Consider the following 15,867-nt stretch of genomic DNA (forward strand, 5'->3'; position numbering starts at 1 on the left):
AGCGGCACTTCGCACGCCGTGCCAAGCCTTCGCCTTGCCGCAGCGCAGCATGACATTTACATCGTGGGCATGACCTCGACCAACGACGTCCGCCGCTCCTTCCTCGAATATTTCGAGAAGAACGGGCACGCGCGGGTCGCGTCGGCGCCGCTGGTGCCGCACAACGACCCGACGTTGATGTTCGTCAACGCCGGCATGGTGCCGTTCAAGAACGTGTTCACCGGGCTGGAGACACGGCCGTACGTCACCGCCACCAGCTCTCAGAAATGCGTGCGTGCTGGCGGCAAGCACAACGACCTCGACAACGTCGGCTATACCGCGCGCCACCACACCTTCTTCGAGATGCTCGGCAATTTCTCGTTCGGCGACTATTTCAAGGATCGCGCGATCGAGCTCGCGTGGAACCTGCTGACCAAGGAATGGGAACTCAGCCCCGACCGGCTGACCGCGACCGTCTATCACACCGACGAGGAAGCCTTCGGCCTGTGGAAGAAGATCGCCGGGCTGCCCGAAAGCCGGATCATCCGCATTCCGACCAAGGACAATTTCTGGGCGATGGGCGACGACGGCCCATGCGGCCCGTGCTCGGAGATCTTCTACGACCATGGCGAGAGCGTGCCAGGTGGGCCGCCCGGCAGCCCCGACGAGGACGGTGACCGGTTCACCGAGGTATGGAACCTGGTTTTCATGCAGTTCGAGCAGGCGGCGGGCGAAATCGTCTCGGAATTGCCGAGGAAGTCGATCGACACCGGCATGGGCCTGGAGCGCATCTCGGCGGTGCTTCAGGGCACGACCGACAATTACGAGACGGACACGTTCCGCGCGCTGATCCGCGAGAGCGAGGCGCTCACCCACACCAAGGCGGAAGGCGAGAACAAGGCGAGCCACCGGGTCATTGCCGACCACCTGCGCGCATCGGGCTTCCTGGTGTCCGACGGCGTGCTGCCGGCCAACGAGGGCCGGGGCTATGTCCTCCGCCGCATCATGCGCCGCGCGATGCGCCACGCGCAGCTGCTCGGGGCCCGCGAGCCGCTAATGTACCGGCTGGTGCCGGCGCTCGTCGCCGAGATGGGCGCCGCTTACCCCGAGCTGGTCCGCGCACAGCCGCTGATCGAAGCGACGTTGCAGCAGGAAGAACTGCGCTTCCGCCAGACCTTGGTGACCGGTCTCAAGCTGCTCGACGAGGCATCCGAAGGTTTGCCTAAGGGCGGCACGTTGTCGGGAGAGACCGCGTTCAAGCTCTACGACACCTACGGCTTTCCGTACGACTTGACCGAGGACGCCCTGCGCTCCCGCGGCCTGGAGGTCGATCGCTCCGCCTTCGACGCGGCAATGGCCGAGCAGAAAGCTAAAGCGCGGGCCGCGTGGAAGGGTTCGGGCGCCAAGGCCAATGAGGAAATCTGGTTCGACCTCGTCGAGGAGCATGGTGCGACCGAGTTCACCGGCTATTCGGGCGACGAAGGCGAGGGCGTGGTGCTGGCCATCGTCAAGGACGGGCTGCGCGTCGAACGGGCGGAGATCGGCGAGACCGTCGACATCCTGCTCAACCAGACGCCCTTCTACGGCGAGAGCGGCGGCCAGATCGGCGACACCGGGAAACTGACCACGCTCAAAAGCTTCGTTGGCGAGGTTGAGGATACCTCGAAGCAGCTGGGCAAGCTCCACGTGCTGCGGACCAAGGTCGTGAAGGGCGAGCTTTCGGTTGGCGAGACCGTGCACCAGCGGGTCGATGCGGAACGTCGCGACCGGGTCCGCGCCAATCACAGCGCGACCCATCTGCTCCATGCCGCGCTCCGCCGCCAGCTCGGCACGCATGTGACGCAGAAGGGCAGCCTGGTGGCGCCTGATTATTTCCGCTTCGACTTTTCGCACCCGAAGGCGCTCGCTCGCGACGAGATCGACGCGGTCGAGGCCGAAGTGAACGCGCAGATTCGCTCCAATGAGACGGTAACGACCCGGCTGATGACTCCCGATGACGCGATTGCGGCGGGCGCGATGGCGCTGTTCGGTGAGAAATACGGCGACGAGGTCCGCGTGCTCTCGATGGGTCAGTTCGACGAGGGCGATTATTCGGTCGAGCTGTGCGGCGGCACGCACGTGCGCGCGCTCGGCGACATCCAGCTGCTCAAGATCACCTCGGAGAGCGCGGTATCCTCGGGCGTGCGCCGCATCGAGGCGCTGTCCGGCGAGGCCGCCCGGCTTTGGCTTAACGAACGCGATTCACGGCTGCGCGAGGCGGCGGCGACGCTGAAGAGCGCGCCCGACGAGGTCCCTGCGCGCGTCGCCGCGCTTGTCGAGGATCGCAAGCGTCTGGAACGCGAGCTTGCCGATGCCAGGAAGGCCCTCGCAATGGGCGGCGGTACGGCGAAGTCCGAAGGCCCGGCGACCGAGGACGTTGGTGGTCACAAATTCATTGGCCAGGTCGTGGAAGGCTTCGATCCCAAGGGTTTGCGTGCGGCCGTTGACGACATGAAGAAGCGCCTCGGCTCCGGCATCGGCGCGCTAATCGCGGTCAACGAAGGCCGCGCCAGCGTCGCCGTCGGCGTCACCGACGACCTCGCCGGCCAGGTCAGCGCCGTCGAGCTGGTGAAAGCCGCGGTCGCGACCTTGGGCGGGCAGGGCGGCGGCGGTCGTCCCGACATGGCCCAGGGCGGAGGTCCCGACGGCGCCAAGGCCCACGAAGCGCTCGAAGCAGTCAGGGACGCGTTGGAGAAGGTTGCGGCCTAGCCCGCGTCCCGCAGCCGCCGCCCGCCGAGGCGCGGCGCCACGTCCAGCTCTGCGTCCGCCTTGATCTCGGCGCGTAGCTCGTCGCGCTTTTCGTGGATCGAGGCGATCACCGGGCCCATCGCCACGCCGAGGTCGACCAGCACGGCCTCCGACAGCTGCAGCGAGGCTTCCAGAGTCTCAGGGACCGCGTCGCTCGCGCCCGCCTTGTAGAGTTCGGCGGCATGCGCGGTGTCGCGCGCACGGGCGACGATCGGAAGGTCGGGGAAGGCGTTGCGCAGGGACTTTGCCAGCCGGTTGACCAGCACCGGATTGTCCATCGTCAGAATCAGGGCGCTCGGCTCGCGCTCGCGCAGCTGCTCGATCAGCTCGGGCCGGCTGACATCGCCGAACAGCACGTCATACCCTTCCTTGCGCGAGGCTGCGACGGCGTCGGTGTCGCTGTCGATGGCGAGATAATCCTTGGCGTGCATGTCGAGCATGTCGGCGACCATCTTGCCGACGCGGCCGAAGCCGAGGATCACGACCTGCCCGGGCGCGGCACCGTCGAGCGTCGCATCCATCTGGTTCGCCATCGCCTGGCCGGCGAAGCGGCTCCCGACCCCGCGCCCAAGCCTGGCGAGAAGCGGCGTGACGGTCAGACCGAGCGCGGTGACGATCTGCCAGAACGCCGCCGTCTCAGCGGTGATGAGCTGCGCAGCCGCGGCCGAGCCAAGCACGATCAGCGTCGTTTCGGACGGCGAGGACATCAGCACGCCGGCTTCCGCGGCGACCGCCATGCGCTCTCCGCCGAGCTTGAGCAGGGCTGCCGTCACCAGCGCCTTGATCAGCAGCACGGCAAACAGCGCCGCCAGCAGCATTTGCCACTGACCGAGCAGGATATCGAAATCGACGCTCATCCCGACGGTAATCAGGAAGATGCCGAGCCCGAGGCCGCGGAAGGGCGCGGTGATGACCTCGATTTCGCCGCGATAGTCGGTCTCGGCAATGACCATCCCCGCGATGAGAGCGCCCAGTACCGCCGAAAAGCCGATCGCCGACGTGACCAGGCTGGCGACGATGACCACCAGCAGGCACGCCGACAGGAACAGCTCCGGGCTCTTGGTCCTCGCGGCCTGGGCAAACAGGCGCGGCAGCAGGATCCGCCCGATAACCAGCATGCCGGCGGCGGTGACCACGCCGATGGTCAGCGTCGTCAGCAGCGAGCCGACGCCCGCACCGGCCTGGGGTGCCATCGCGCCGAGCAGGAACACGATCGGCACCAGTGCCAGGTCCTCGAACAGCAGCATCGCCAGCGCGGAGCGGCCGACGCGGCTGTGCGTGCCGACCAGGGGAATGACGATGGCGGTCGAGGACAAGGCGAGCGCCAGCCCCAGACCGATCGCACCCGCGATGTTCTGACCCGTGACGTAGAGACCGCCGCCGAGGATGATGGCCGAACCGAGCAGCTCTGCGGCGCCGGCGCCGAACACCAGCCCGCGCATCCCCCACAGCCGGCGGAACGACAACTCGAGCCCGATCGAGAACAGCAGCAGCACGATCCCGAGCTCGGCGAACGGCTCGATCGCGTGCGGGTTGGAGATGGTCACATAGTGGAGCCACGGATTGGCCGCGCTCAGCGCGCCAAGGCCATGCGGGCCGACCAGCATGCCGATCAGGATGAAGCCGATGATCGGACTGATGCGGAAGCGCGCGAAGGCGGGGATGACAATCCCGGCGGCGCCGAGGATCACCAGCGCATCGGAAAAGCCCGAGGTCGCGAATTCGCCGTTCATGCGCTTGCTTCTGCCCTTTTCCCGGGAACGACGGTAGAGGTGACGTCATGACGCCAGATTATGACGCGATCGTTGTCGGCGGCGGGCCGGCGGGGATGATGGCCGGGCTTCTGTTCGCGCGCGCCGGCTGCAAGGTCGTGGTGCTGGAGAAGCACGCTGACTTCCTGCGCGATTTCCGCGGGGACACGGTTCATCCCTCGACGCTCGAACTGCTGCGCGAGCTTGGGCTGCTCGACGAGTTCCTGAAGCGGCCCCACGATAAAGTTCGGTCACTGACCGCCCGCGTCGCCGACCGGCAGATCACGATCGCGGATCTCAGCCACCTGCCGGTGGAGACCCGCTTCATCGCGATGATGCCGCAATGGGAATTTCTCGATTTCCTCGCCGATGAAGCGCGCCGCTACCCGACGTTCAGCCTGCGGATGGAGGCCGAAGCCGTCGACCTCGTCATCGAAGGCGGTCACGTCGCCGGTGTTCGCTTGAAGGACGGTGAAGAGCTTCGCGCACGCCTGACACTCGCGGCCGATGGCCGCGGCTCGGTCCTCCGCGACAAGGCCGGCCTGCCGAAAAAGGATCTCGGCGCGCCGATCGACGTGCTGTGGTTCCGTTTGCCCAAGCAGCCGACGCCGACGAATGAAACCGGCGGCACGTTCGGCGCGGGAACGCTGGTCGTCGAAATCGATCGCGGCGATTACTGGCAGTGCGCCTACGTCGTTCCGAAGGGGGCGGCGGAGGAAATTCGCGGCAAGGGCATTGAAACCTTCCGTGCGGACGTTCGCCGAGCCGCGCCCGATCTTGGTGACGCGGTCGATACGCTCGAGGATTGGGACCAGGTGAAGCTGCTGTCGGTCTCGCTCGACCGTCTCGAGAGATGGTGGCGGCCCGGGCTGCTGGCGATCGGCGACGCCGCGCACGCCATGTCGCCGGTCGGCGGAGTGGGAATCAACCTCGCGGTCCAGGACGCCGTCGCGGCCGCCAACATCCTCGCGGCTCCGCTCGCGAGCGGCGGAAACCTCGATCCGCTACTCGAACAGGTCCAGGCTCGGCGGCTGTTCCCGACGCGGGTGATCCAAGCCGTGCAAAAAGCCGTGCACGATCGGGTGCTCACCCCGCTCGTCGTCCGTCGGGCGGTGCTGCAGAAGGTCCCGCTGCCCCTCAGGCTCTTTGAACGTTTCCCAATCCTTCGCCGGATTCCCGCGCGTCTCGTCGGGCTCGGCGTTCGCCGGGAGCATATTCGCTCGCCCGACGCAGGCCTCAGGCGCTGACGGACCCCTGAGCCATCGCCGCTTCGAGGTGGTGGACGATCGCCTCGAAGAACTGTTCGGTCGTCATCCATGCCTGCTGCGGTCCGACAAGGATGGCGAGGTCTTTGGTCATTTGGCCGCTCTCGACCGTCTCGATGCAGACGCGCTCGAGTGTCTCGGCGAAGCGGACCACCTCGGGCGTGTCGTCGAACTTGCCGCGATAGATGAGGCCGCGGGTCCAGGCGAAGATCGAGGCAATCGGGTTGGTCGAGGTCGCCTTGCCCTGCTGATGCATCCGGTAATGGCGGGTGACGGTGCCGTGCGCGGCCTCGGCTTCGACGGTCTTGCCGTCTGGCGTCATCAGGACTGAGGTCATCAGGCCGAGCGACCCGAACCCCTGCGCGACCTGGTCCGATTGCACGTCACCGTCGTAATTCTTGCAGGCCCAGACGAACTTGCCGCTCCACTTGAGTGCGGACGCGACCATGTCGTCGATCAGGCGATGCTGATATTCGATGCCAGTAGCTTCGAACTTCGTCTTGTATTCGCTGTCGTAAATCTCCTGGAAGATGTCCTTGAAGCGGCCGTCATAGGCCTTGAGGATGGTGTTCTTCGTCGACAAATAGAGCGGCCAGCTGCGGTCCAGGCTGTAGTTGAAGCAGGCGTGGGCGAAATCGCGGATGCTGGCGTCGAGATTGTACATGCCCATTGCGACACCCGAGCCAGGGAAGTCGAACACATCGAAGTCGAGCTCCTGCCCATCCTGGCCGACCCACTTCATGGTGAGCTTGCCCGGGCCCGGAACGCGGAAATCGGTCGCGCGATACTGGTCGCCGAAGGCGTGGCGGCCGACCACGATCGGGTCGGTCCAGCCCGGAATCAGGCGCGGCACGTTGGAAATGACGATCGGCTCGCGGAAGATGCAGCCGCCGAGGATGTTGCGGATGGTGCCGTTGGGCGATTTCCACATCTTCTTGAGCTTAAATTCCTCGACCCGCGCCTCGTCGGGCGTGATCGTCGCGCATTTGACGCCAACGCCATGCTGCTTGATCGCATTGGCGGCGTCGATCGTGACCTGGTCATCGGTGGCGTCGCGATTTTCGACACCCAGGTCGAAGTAGAGCAGCTCGACATCGAGATAAGGCTGGATCAGCTGCTCGCGGATCCATTGCCAGATGATCCGCGTCATCTCGTCGCCGTCGAGCTCGACGACCGGGTTTCTCACCTTGATCTTGGCCATTTTCGTTCCCGCGCTTGGAATATGGCCGCGCCTTAGGTTGTGGCCCGTCGCCAGGCAACCGCGCCGTTGTGCCGCCGATGGGCGGGCAGTAAGGACCGCCGAATGCCCGAACTCGACAAGCGCGAGACGCCGCTCCCGACCACCACGGTCAAGTGGCGCTTTCCCTCGATCCACCCGGAAGGCCGCAAATATTTGGTGATCGCCGCCGCGGCGACCTTCCTCGTCTACACGCTGATCAACCATTTCCTTGGCTGGCTGCTGATCGGCGGCACGATCTGGGTCGCGACGTTCTTTCGCGATCCGATCCGCACCACGCCGCGCGGCGACAAGCTGATCGTCGCGCCGGCCGACGGCCTGATCACGATGATCGCCAAGGTCCCGCCGCCGCCCGAGCTGCGCGGGCCCGAAGGCCTCGCCGACGGCGAATATACCCGCGTCTCGATCTTCATGAGTGTGTTCGACGTGCACATCAATCGCGCGCCGATCGCGGGACGGGTGAAACGCATCGCTTATGTGCCGGGCAAGTTCATCAACGCCGATCTCGATAAGGCCAGCGACGACAATGAGCGCCAGCACCTGCTGATCGAGAGCGCGACCGGCCTGAGGGTCGGTTTCACCCAGATCGCCGGCCTGGTCGCGCGGCGGATCATGGCCTTCGTCAAGGAAGGCGATGCGGTGGAAGCCGGCCAGCGCGTCGGCCTGATCCGCTTCGGCAGCCGGGTCGACGTCTATCTCCCGCAGGAAGCAGCCCCTCGCGTCGCGCTCGGTCAGCGCTCGATCGCCGGCGAGACCGTGCTCGGCATCGTCGGCCTGGACATCGCGGTCGCGGGCGACAGCCAGTGACCGAGGAGGGGCCGCGCGGAATCTCATTCCGCGCGATGATCCCCAACGCGATTACCGCGCTGGCGCTGTGCATGGGCCTGACGGGCGTCAGCCTGGCCATTCGCGGGGAGTGGGAAAGGGCGCTGGGCGCGATCATCCTCGCCGGGGTCCTGGACGGTTTCGACGGCCGAATCGCGCGGCTGTTGCGCGCGGATAGCAAGTTCGGGGCGGAGCTGGACTCTCTCTCCGACAATATCGCCTTCGGCACGGCGCCGGCGCTCATCCTGTTCCTGTGGTCGCTGCAGGATGCCCCGCGGTTCGGGTGGATTTCGGCGCTCGCGCTGGCGGTGTGCTGCGCGCTTCGCCTGGCGCGGTTCAATGCCCGCCTGGATGCCGCCGAACAGCCGCATAAATCGGCGGGGTTCAACACTGGCGTCCCCGCCCCGGCGGGTGCCGGGCTGGCGTTCGTCCCGATCTATTTGTGGCTGATCACCGGCAACGCGCAGTTCCGCCATTGGCAGCCGGTGATGGCGTGGACGCTGTTCATCGCCGCGCTGATGATCTCCAACCTGCCCACCTTCAGCTGGTCGAGCATCCGCATTCGCCAGGGCTGGCGGCTGTTTGCGCTGGCGGGTGTCGCGTTGCTGGGGGCGGCACTGATCGTCTCACCGTGGCAGACGCTGCTGCTCGTTTCCGCGCTTTACCTGGTGATGATCCCGGTTGCGCTGGCGAGCTATGCCCGGGTCAGGCAGCGTCGCGCCAGCGTGGGACGGCGCGCATAGGCCGACGAACCCGCGAGCGTGCCCGCATCCGGACCGAGGCGAACGCCGGGCGATGCGCGGACTTGCCCTTGAGGGCAGCGGCGATCCTGGCGCCGCTTTCCTCAAGAACCGCGGCGCCCACGACCGTCAGCAGCCACAAGGTGGCGAGAAAGGCGAGGGTGCCCAAAGGTGCAAGCATTTGCATCGTTCCTTCTTGGGAGCGCCTAACCGTTCCGGACCGGCTTTGTTCCGGAGAGCTCGAGTTCGCTCGGTTGAGACGGCATAATGTTCCTCTTTTGTTCTTCTCTGTCAAGAGCGATCTGCAAGCACTGGCCAAACCCTTGAAAGCACAGGCCGGTTCGGCTAGGGCGCCCGGCATTCCACAGACGGAGCTACCATACCGGTGCTAGCCGCAAGGCTGGTGACTTGGCTCCGATCGAGGCAGAACCGGAAGGAGAAGACTTATGGCGACCACCGTCGTCACGATGCAGCAATTGCTCGAGGCCGGAGCGCATTTCGGCCACCAGACCCACCGCTGGAACCCGAAGATGAAGCCGTACATTTTCGGCGACCGCAACGGCGTTCACATCATCGACCTGTCGCAGACCGTGCCGCTGTTCGCGCGGGCGCTCGAGTTCGTCCAGCAGACCGTCGCGCGCGGCGGAAAGGTGCTGTTCGTCGGCACCAAGCGCCAGGCGCAGGATGCGATCGCCGAGGCCGCCCAGGCTTCTGGGCAGCATTTCGTCAACCATCGCTGGCTCGGCGGCATGCTGACCAACTGGAAGACCATTTCCAACTCGATCAAGCGCCTCAAGAGCCTTGAGGAGCAGCTGTCGGGCGACACCGCCGGCCTGACCAAGAAGGAAGTGCTCCAGCTGACCCGCGAGCGCGACAAGCTCGAGAAAAGCCTTGGCGGCATTCGCGACATGGGCGGGCTTCCCGACGTCATGTTCGTCGTCGACACCAACAAGGAAGAGCTGGCGATCAAGGAAGCCAATGTCCTTGGCATCCCGGTCGTCGCGATCCTCGATTCGAACAGCGATCCTTCGAGTATCGCCTTCCCGGTTCCGGGCAACGACGACGCCAGCCGCGCGATCCGACTTTATACGGACGCCATTGCTCAGGCGGTCGGCGAAGGCCGCACGGGCGAGGCGCAGGGCAAGGGCCAGGACGTCGGCGAAATGGCCGAGCCGCCGGCCGAAGTCGCGCTGGAAGCTTAATCGGACTGTTCCCCGGCGAAGGCCGGGGTCTAGGATTTATTTGTTCGCTGGACTCCGGCCTTCGCCGGAGAACTAGGAAGAGGAATCGAAATGGCTGAGATCACGGCCGCAAGTGTCAAGGAACTGCGCGAGCGCACCGGCGCCGGCATGATGGATTGCAAGAAGGCGCTGGCCGAGAACAGCGGCGAGATGGAAGCCGCGATCGACTGGCTTCGCGCCAAGGGACTGTCGGCCGCCGCCAAGAAGGCCGGCCGGACCGCGGCCGAGGGGCTGGTCGGCATCGCCGTCGAGGGCAATCGCGGCGCGATGGTCGAAGTCAATTCCGAGACCGACTTCGTCGCCAAGAACGAGCAGTTCCAGGACTTCGTCGGCAACGTCGCCAAACTCGCGCTCGCTCATGGCACGGACATCGACGCGCTCGGCAACGCCCAGTATCCGACTGGCGGCACCGTCAGGGAGGCGCTGACCGAGAACATCGCCAAGATCGGCGAGAACCAGTCGCTGCGCCGCGCCGCTCTGCTCGAGGTTGGCGAGGGCGCGGTCGTGTCTTACGTCCACAATCAGGTCGCGCCGGGCCTCGGCAAGATCGGCGTGCTGGTCGCGCTAGAGAGCTCGGCTCCGGCGGAAACGCTCAACGAGCTCGGCAGGCAGATTGCCCAGCACATTGCGGCGGCGCACCCGCTGGCGCTCACCGGCGACCAGCTCCCGTCCGAGCTCGTCGAGCGCGAGCGCGGCATTGCAATGGAGAAGGCGAAGGAAAGCGGCAAGCCGCACAACATCGCCGAGAAGATGGTCGAGGGCGGCCTCGCCAAGTTCCGCAAGGAAAACGCTTTGATGTCGCAGCTGTTCGTTCGCGACAACAAGACGCCGGTGGCCGACGTCGTCGCCGCGGCGGCGAAGGAGGCTGGCGCCGAGATCACCGTCAAGGACTTCGTCCGCTTCCAGCTCGGTGAAGGCATCGAGAAGGAACAGAGCGACTTCGCGGCCGAGGTTGCCGCTGCCGCGGGAACGGCGAAGGCCGAACCGGTCGCTTAAGCAATCAACTGCCGCTTGGCAGTTGGCAACGGGGCGGCTGCGCCATAAAGGCGGGGCCGCCCTTGTCATATCTGTAAGGACCGTCCGCCAGCATGACCCTGCCGCGCTTCAATCGGATCCTGCTGAAGCTGTCGGGCGAGGCGCTGATGGGCCCGGGGCAGTTCGGGATCGATCCCGACGCCGTCGCCGGCCTCGCCGGCGAGATCGCCGCGGCCAAGGCGCATGGCCATGAGCTATGTCTCGTCGTCGGCGGCGGCAACATCTTCCGCGGCATGGCCGCGGCCGCCAAGGGATTTGACCGGGCGACGGCCGACTACATGGGCATGCTGGCGACGGTGATGAACGCCCTGGCGCTGCAGAACGCGCTCGAGAAGCTCGGCGTCGATACCCGGGTGCAGTCGGCGATCCCGATGTCGAGCGTGTCGGAGCCCTACATTCGCCGGCGCGCGCTGAGGCACCTGGAAAAAGGGCGCATCGTCCTGTTCGCGGCCGGCACCGGCAATCCTTTCTTCACCACCGACACCGCCGCTGCCCTGAGGGCGGCGGAGATGGGCTGCGACGCCTTGTTCAAAGGCACCAGCGTGGACGGCGTCTACACCGCCGACCCCAAGAAGGTGAGCGACGCCACGCGCTACGATCACGTCGGTTTCAGCAAAGTGCTCAGCGACGACCTCAAGGTGATGGACGCGGCCGCGGTCGCCTTGTGTCGCGACAACAACATTCCGATCGTGGTGTTCAACATCCGCCAGCCGGGCAACCTTGCCGAGGTCCTGGCCGGACGCGGAATCGCCACGATCGTTCAGGGTGAGGGACACAAATGACCACCAGCATCAGGACCGATGACCTCAAGCGCCGAATGCACGGCGCGGTGGAAGCGCTGAAGCACGATCTCGCGGGCCTGCGCACCGGCCGCGCCTCGACGGCGCTGCTCGATCCGGTCAATGTCGAGGTCTACGGCAGCACGATGCCGCTCAACCAGGTCGCGACGGTGTCGACGCCGGAAGCGCGCATGCTCTCGGTGCAGGTGTGGGACCGCTCCAACGTTCAGCCGGTCGAGAAGGCGATCCGCTCGGCCGGCCTCGGCCTCAACCCGATCACCGACGGCCAGATGATCCGCCTGCCGATCCCCGAGCTGACCGAGGAGCGTCGCAAGGAGCTCGCCAAGCTCGTCGGGCAATATGCGGAAAAGGCACGCATTGCCGTCCGCAACGTCCGACGCGACGGGATGGACCATCTCAAGTCGGACGAGAAGAAGCACGAGATCAGCGAGGACGAGCGCAAGCGGCTCGAGCATGAGGTGCAGAAGCTCACCGACGACACGATCAACGAGATCGACGAGACCGCCGAAGCCAAGGAAAAGGAAATCCTCGGCAAGTGACGCCTGCACCCGCCCCGGAGGGCGTCGCGCAAGTCGCTGGAGCGATTCCCCGTCACGTCGCGATCATCATGGACGGCAACGGCCGCTGGGCCGAGCAACGCGGACTGCCGCGCGTCGCCGGTCACAAGGCGGGCGCCGAGGCCGTCCGCCGCGCAATGCAGTCCGCGGCCGATCACGGGGTAGAGGTCCTCACGCTCTATGCCTTCTCATCGGAGAATTGGCGGCGGAGTGCCGATGAGATCGCCGACCTCACCGGGCTGATGCGCTTTTACCTCGAGCGCGAGCTCAAGACGCTGGAAAAGGAGCGGATCCGGCTCAAGCTGATCGGCGATTATTCGGCGTTTGGTCCCGACCTCGTCGACCGGCTCGAACGGGCGCTCGAGCGGACCGCGGGGAACGATCGGCTGACCCTGGTCGTCGCCCTCAATTATGGCTCGCGCTCCGAGATCGCGACGGCGGCGCGGACCCTGGCCGGCCAGGCCATGACCGGCCAGATCGATCCGGACGAGATCGATGAGCACGCCTTGGCCGCGTACCTGGAGACGGAAGGACTTCCCGAGCTCGACCTCCTGATCCGCACCTCCGGAGAAGTCCGCCTGTCCAACTTCCTGTTGTGGCAGGCCGCTTATGCCGAGCTCTTGTTCCTCGACCTGCTGTGGCCCGATTTCGACGAGGCCGCCTTCGCCGGAGCGCTTGAGCACTACGCGGCGCGTCAGCGGCGGTTCGGCGGCCGGTGAAGGAGCTTCTGGTCCGGACGCTGACCGGCGTCGTTTTGATCGCGGCCGCGCTGCTTGCTGTGATCCAAGGCGGCAACGTCTTCGCCTATGCAGTGGCGGCGATCGCGACCGTGATGTTTTACGAGTGGACTCGGATCGCCCGCGGCTGGGGCGCGGCGTGGTACGTCGGAGGCTTCGTTTATGCTGTCCTGCCGGCGCTGGCCCTGTTGTGGGTGAGGGAGCGCGACGCGCACGGCCTCGAGCTGCTGCTGTGGATTTTTCTCGTAACCTGGTCGACCGACATTGGCGCCTATTTCGTCGGCCGCGCCATGGGCCGCCGCAAGCTCGCGCCTTCGATCAGTCCGGGGAAGACGGTGGAAGGGTTGTTCGGCGGGCTGGCCGCGGCCACGCTCGTCGGTGGCGGATGGGCGCTTGCCATGGGCCTCGGCCACCCGCTCCTGATCCTCGCGCCGTTGTTTGCCCTCACTGCGCAAGCGGGCGATCTGTTCGAAAGCTGGATGAAGCGCCGGGCGGGCGTCAAGGACAGCGGGAACTGGCTCCCCGGGCATGGCGGAATCCTCGACCGGCTCGACGGGTTGGTGCCGGTGGCTGTGCTAACCGCACTCGCGCAGCTATCGGGTGTGACGTGAGACGCAAGATCGCGATCCTCGGCGCAACCGGCTCGGTCGGGTCGTCGACGCTCGACCTGGTCGAACGATCGCCGGACCGGTTCGAGGTCGTCGCCGTGACCGCCGCGGCGAACGTCGAGTCCCTCGCCGGGATCGCGCGCCGGACCGGTGCCAGGCTTGCCGTCATCGCTGACGAGACGAAGCGCGAAATCCTTGCCGAACTGCTCGCCGGCACAGGCTGCCGCGTCGAGGCTGGGCCAGGGGCCCTGATCGAAGCGGCGGCGGGCGACGCCGAACTGGTAATCGCCGCGATCGTCGGCTGCGCGGGCCTGATGCCGGTCATGGCAGCGGTCGAAGCGGGCAAGACCGTCGCACTGGCGAACAAGGAGGCGTTGGTCACGGCGGGCGAGCTGATGATCGGCGCCGCCGCCACGCACGGTGCGACGATCCTGCCGATCGACAGCGAGCATAATGCAATTTTTCAATGCCTTGCGGGGAACAACAAAGACACTGTCTCAAAAATTGTCCTGACCGCGAGCGGCGGGCCGTTTCGGACCGCGTCGGCCGGTTCGCTCGAAGCCGTCACGCCCGCGCAAGCCGTTGCCCACCCCAATTGGTCGATGGGCGCCAAGATCTCCGTCGATTCGGCGACGTGCATGAACAAGGGGCTGGAGCTGATCGAGGCGCATTACCTCTTCGGTCTGCCTTCGCAGCGGATCGAAATCCTGATCCATCCGCAATCCACCGTCCATTCGCTCGTCGAATTCATCGACGGATCAGTACTCGCGCAGCTCGGCGCAGCCGACATGCGCATTCCGATCGCTTACGCGCTCGCCTGGCCCGACCGTCTCGAAACCCCGGCGGAGAGGCTGGATCTTGCCGGACTTGGCCGGCTCGATTTCGAGGCGCCCGATCTCGAGCGCTTCCCGGCGCTGCGGATCGCTCGCGAGGCGCTCGAAGCCGGCGGGGCGGCCCCGATCGTGCTCAACGCCGCCAACGAAATTGCCGTGGACAGCTTCCTCAAGGGACGGATTCGCTTCCCGGAGATCGCACGGACCGTCGAGCAAGCGCTTGCCGAGTCTGCGGCCGAGGCGCCGCGATCGATCGCCGATGTGCTCGAAATCGACCGGGTGACCCGTGAGCGGGCTGAAGCGTCGATGAGCGAGGTGTGCCCGTAATGCTCCCGCAGCCGCCCCTCTGGCTGATCCTGGTCGCGTTCATGTGCATGCTCGGCCCGCTCATCTTTTTTCACGAGCTCGGTCACTATCTGGTCGCGCGCCTGTTCCGCATCCCGGCGGAGGCCTTTTCGATCGGCTTTGGGCACGAAGTGGCCGGCTGGACCGACAAGCAGGGGACGCGCTGGAAGATCGGCTGGATGCCGCTTGGCGGCTACGTCCGCTTCGTCGGCGACATGAGCCCGGCCAGCAATCCCGTCGACGAAAGCGAGATTCCGCCCGAGGACCGCGACCGGGCCTTCGCCCTCCGCCCCGTTTGGCAACGGTTCCTCGTCGTCCTCGCTGGGCCAGCAACGAATTTCCTCCTCGCAATCGCGATCTTTGCGGCGTTCTTTGCGACGATCGGGATGCCGAGCACGCCCAATCGCGTCGATGGCTTCTTGCGCGGCAGCGTGGCTCAAGCGGCGGGCGTCCATGTGGGCGACAGGATCGTGGCGATTGCCGGCCGGTCCACGCCGACCTTTGAAGAATTGTTCAGGGTCGTGATGTTGCGGCCTGGCGAACGGGTCGACCTGGAAATCCTGCGCTCGGGCAGGCCGATCACCATTCCGGTCACGATCAAGACAGAATTGCAACGCGATCGCTTCGGCCAGGAATTCAAGATCGGTCGGCTTGGGATCGGGGGCGCGGGCTTCGAATATACCCGCCCGTCCGCGATCCGACTTCTCCCGGAAGCGGTGGTCTACACTTTTCGCACCACTCGCGGGATGGTCGACGGGCTGGTCCAGATCATCACCGGGCGACGATCGGTCAAGGACGTAGGGGGCCCGATCAAGGTCGCGCAGGTCGCAGGTCAGCAGGCTTCGCTGGGCCCTTTGGCCTTCGCTCAGTTGCTGGCGCTGTTTTCAATTAATCTCGGATTCATCAACCTCTTGCCAGTCCCCATGCTGGATGGTGGCCACCTGTTCTTCTACGCAGTCGAAGCCGTTCAGCGGCGTCCGGTCAGTGCAAAGACGCTTGATTGGGCGTTTCGAGGGGGCCTCGCGCTCATCTTTGCATTGATGGTTTTCCTGACCGTCAATGATTTGGGTTCGCTTGGCCTCTGGGATCGGCTTCAGCGCTTGATTGGCTAGTTGGGTTGGGGCAGG

15 protein-coding genes are annotated in these 15,867 nt (G+C 65.8%); 12 read left to right on the forward strand and 3 right to left on the reverse strand.

Annotation, left to right across the window (positions count from 1 at the left end; translation table 11 throughout):
- The first annotated feature begins 69 nt into the window (after window positions 1-69).
- On the forward strand, window positions 70-2,727 hold the full coding sequence (gene alaS / locus N539_RS0113105; RefSeq protein ID WP_028970628.1) for an alanine--tRNA ligase: 2,658 nt from the start codon (window positions 70-72) through the stop codon (window positions 2,725-2,727).
- Here the strand turns inward: alaS and N539_RS0113110 are convergent.
- A complete protein-coding gene (locus tag N539_RS0113110; RefSeq protein ID WP_028970629.1) occupies window positions 2,724-4,499 on the reverse strand; it encodes a cation:proton antiporter domain-containing protein in 1,776 nt (591 codons plus the stop codon). The genes alaS and N539_RS0113110 overlap by 4 nt on opposite strands.
- A gap of 47 nt (window positions 4,500-4,546) precedes the next feature.
- Here N539_RS0113110 and N539_RS0113115 point away from each other — a divergent pair, with 47 nt between their 5' ends.
- Complete coding sequence (locus tag N539_RS0113115) at window positions 4,547-5,764, forward strand: FAD-dependent oxidoreductase (RefSeq protein WP_028970630.1); 1,218 nt, start codon at window positions 4,547-4,549, stop codon at window positions 5,762-5,764.
- Here the strand turns inward: N539_RS0113115 and N539_RS0113120 are convergent.
- Entirely contained in the window at window positions 5,754-6,983 is a 1,230-nt protein-coding gene (locus N539_RS0113120; RefSeq protein ID WP_028970631.1) for an NADP-dependent isocitrate dehydrogenase, read from the reverse strand. The two genes, N539_RS0113115 and N539_RS0113120, sit on opposite strands and share 11 nt — an antisense overlap.
- 102 nt (window positions 6,984-7,085) lie before the next feature.
- Between N539_RS0113120 and N539_RS0113125 the strand changes: the two genes are divergently transcribed.
- Both N539_RS0113125 and N539_RS0113130 read left to right on the forward strand, forming a co-directional pair.
- Complete coding sequence (locus N539_RS0113125) at window positions 7,086-7,826, forward strand: phosphatidylserine decarboxylase (RefSeq protein ID WP_028970632.1); 741 nt, start codon at window positions 7,086-7,088, stop codon at window positions 7,824-7,826.
- 35 nt (window positions 7,827-7,861) lie between these two features.
- On the forward strand, window positions 7,862-8,587 hold the full coding sequence (locus N539_RS0113130) for a CDP-alcohol phosphatidyltransferase family protein (protein ID WP_051531871.1): 726 nt from the start codon (window positions 7,862-7,864) through the stop codon (window positions 8,585-8,587).
- Here N539_RS0113130 and N539_RS0113135 read toward each other — a convergent pair.
- Complete coding sequence (locus tag N539_RS0113135) at window positions 8,550-8,765, reverse strand: hypothetical protein (protein ID WP_156029951.1); 216 nt, start codon at window positions 8,763-8,765, stop codon at window positions 8,550-8,552. The genes N539_RS0113130 and N539_RS0113135 overlap by 38 nt on opposite strands.
- Before the next feature lie 265 nt (window positions 8,766-9,030).
- Between N539_RS0113135 and rpsB the strand changes: the two genes are divergently transcribed.
- From rpsB to N539_RS0113175, 8 genes are all read left to right on the forward strand, one after another.
- On the forward strand, window positions 9,031-9,786 hold the full coding sequence (gene rpsB / locus N539_RS0113140; protein ID WP_028970635.1) for a 30S ribosomal protein S2: 756 nt from the start codon (window positions 9,031-9,033) through the stop codon (window positions 9,784-9,786).
- Window positions 9,787-9,876: 90 nt separating this feature from the next.
- Window positions 9,877-10,821, forward strand: coding sequence for a translation elongation factor Ts (tsf, locus tag N539_RS0113145; protein ID WP_028970636.1), 945 nt, complete (start codon window positions 9,877-9,879; stop codon window positions 10,819-10,821).
- Window positions 10,822-10,913: 92 nt separating this feature from the next.
- On the forward strand, window positions 10,914-11,642 hold the full coding sequence (gene pyrH / locus N539_RS0113150; RefSeq protein ID WP_028970637.1) for a UMP kinase: 729 nt from the start codon (window positions 10,914-10,916) through the stop codon (window positions 11,640-11,642).
- Window positions 11,639-12,199, forward strand: a complete 561-nt coding sequence (gene frr, locus N539_RS0113155) for a ribosome recycling factor (RefSeq protein WP_028970638.1) — start codon at window positions 11,639-11,641, stop codon at window positions 12,197-12,199. The genes pyrH and frr overlap by 4 nt, the downstream gene beginning before the upstream one ends.
- A gap of 68 nt (window positions 12,200-12,267) precedes the next feature.
- On the forward strand, window positions 12,268-12,936 hold the full coding sequence (gene uppS, locus N539_RS0113160) for a polyprenyl diphosphate synthase (protein WP_081774359.1): 669 nt from the start codon (window positions 12,268-12,270) through the stop codon (window positions 12,934-12,936).
- Window positions 12,933-13,565: a phosphatidate cytidylyltransferase gene (locus N539_RS0113165; RefSeq protein WP_028970640.1), complete on the forward strand. Its 633-nt coding sequence runs from the start codon at window positions 12,933-12,935 to the stop codon at window positions 13,563-13,565. The genes uppS and N539_RS0113165 overlap by 4 nt, the downstream gene beginning before the upstream one ends.
- Window positions 13,562-14,722: a 1-deoxy-D-xylulose-5-phosphate reductoisomerase gene (locus N539_RS0113170; RefSeq protein ID WP_028970641.1), complete on the forward strand. Its 1,161-nt coding sequence runs from the start codon at window positions 13,562-13,564 to the stop codon at window positions 14,720-14,722. The genes N539_RS0113165 and N539_RS0113170 overlap by 4 nt, the downstream gene beginning before the upstream one ends.
- Entirely contained in the window at window positions 14,722-15,852 is a 1,131-nt protein-coding gene (locus tag N539_RS0113175; RefSeq protein WP_028970642.1) for a M50 family metallopeptidase, read from the forward strand. Before N539_RS0113170 ends, N539_RS0113175 begins: the two co-directional genes overlap by 1 nt.
- Window positions 15,853-15,867: the final 15 nt, after the last annotated feature.

The sequence above is a fragment of the Sphingomonas sp. URHD0057 genome, from assembly GCF_000620665.1.
Taxonomy (GTDB): Bacteria; Pseudomonadota; Alphaproteobacteria; order Sphingomonadales; family Sphingomonadaceae; genus Sphingomicrobium.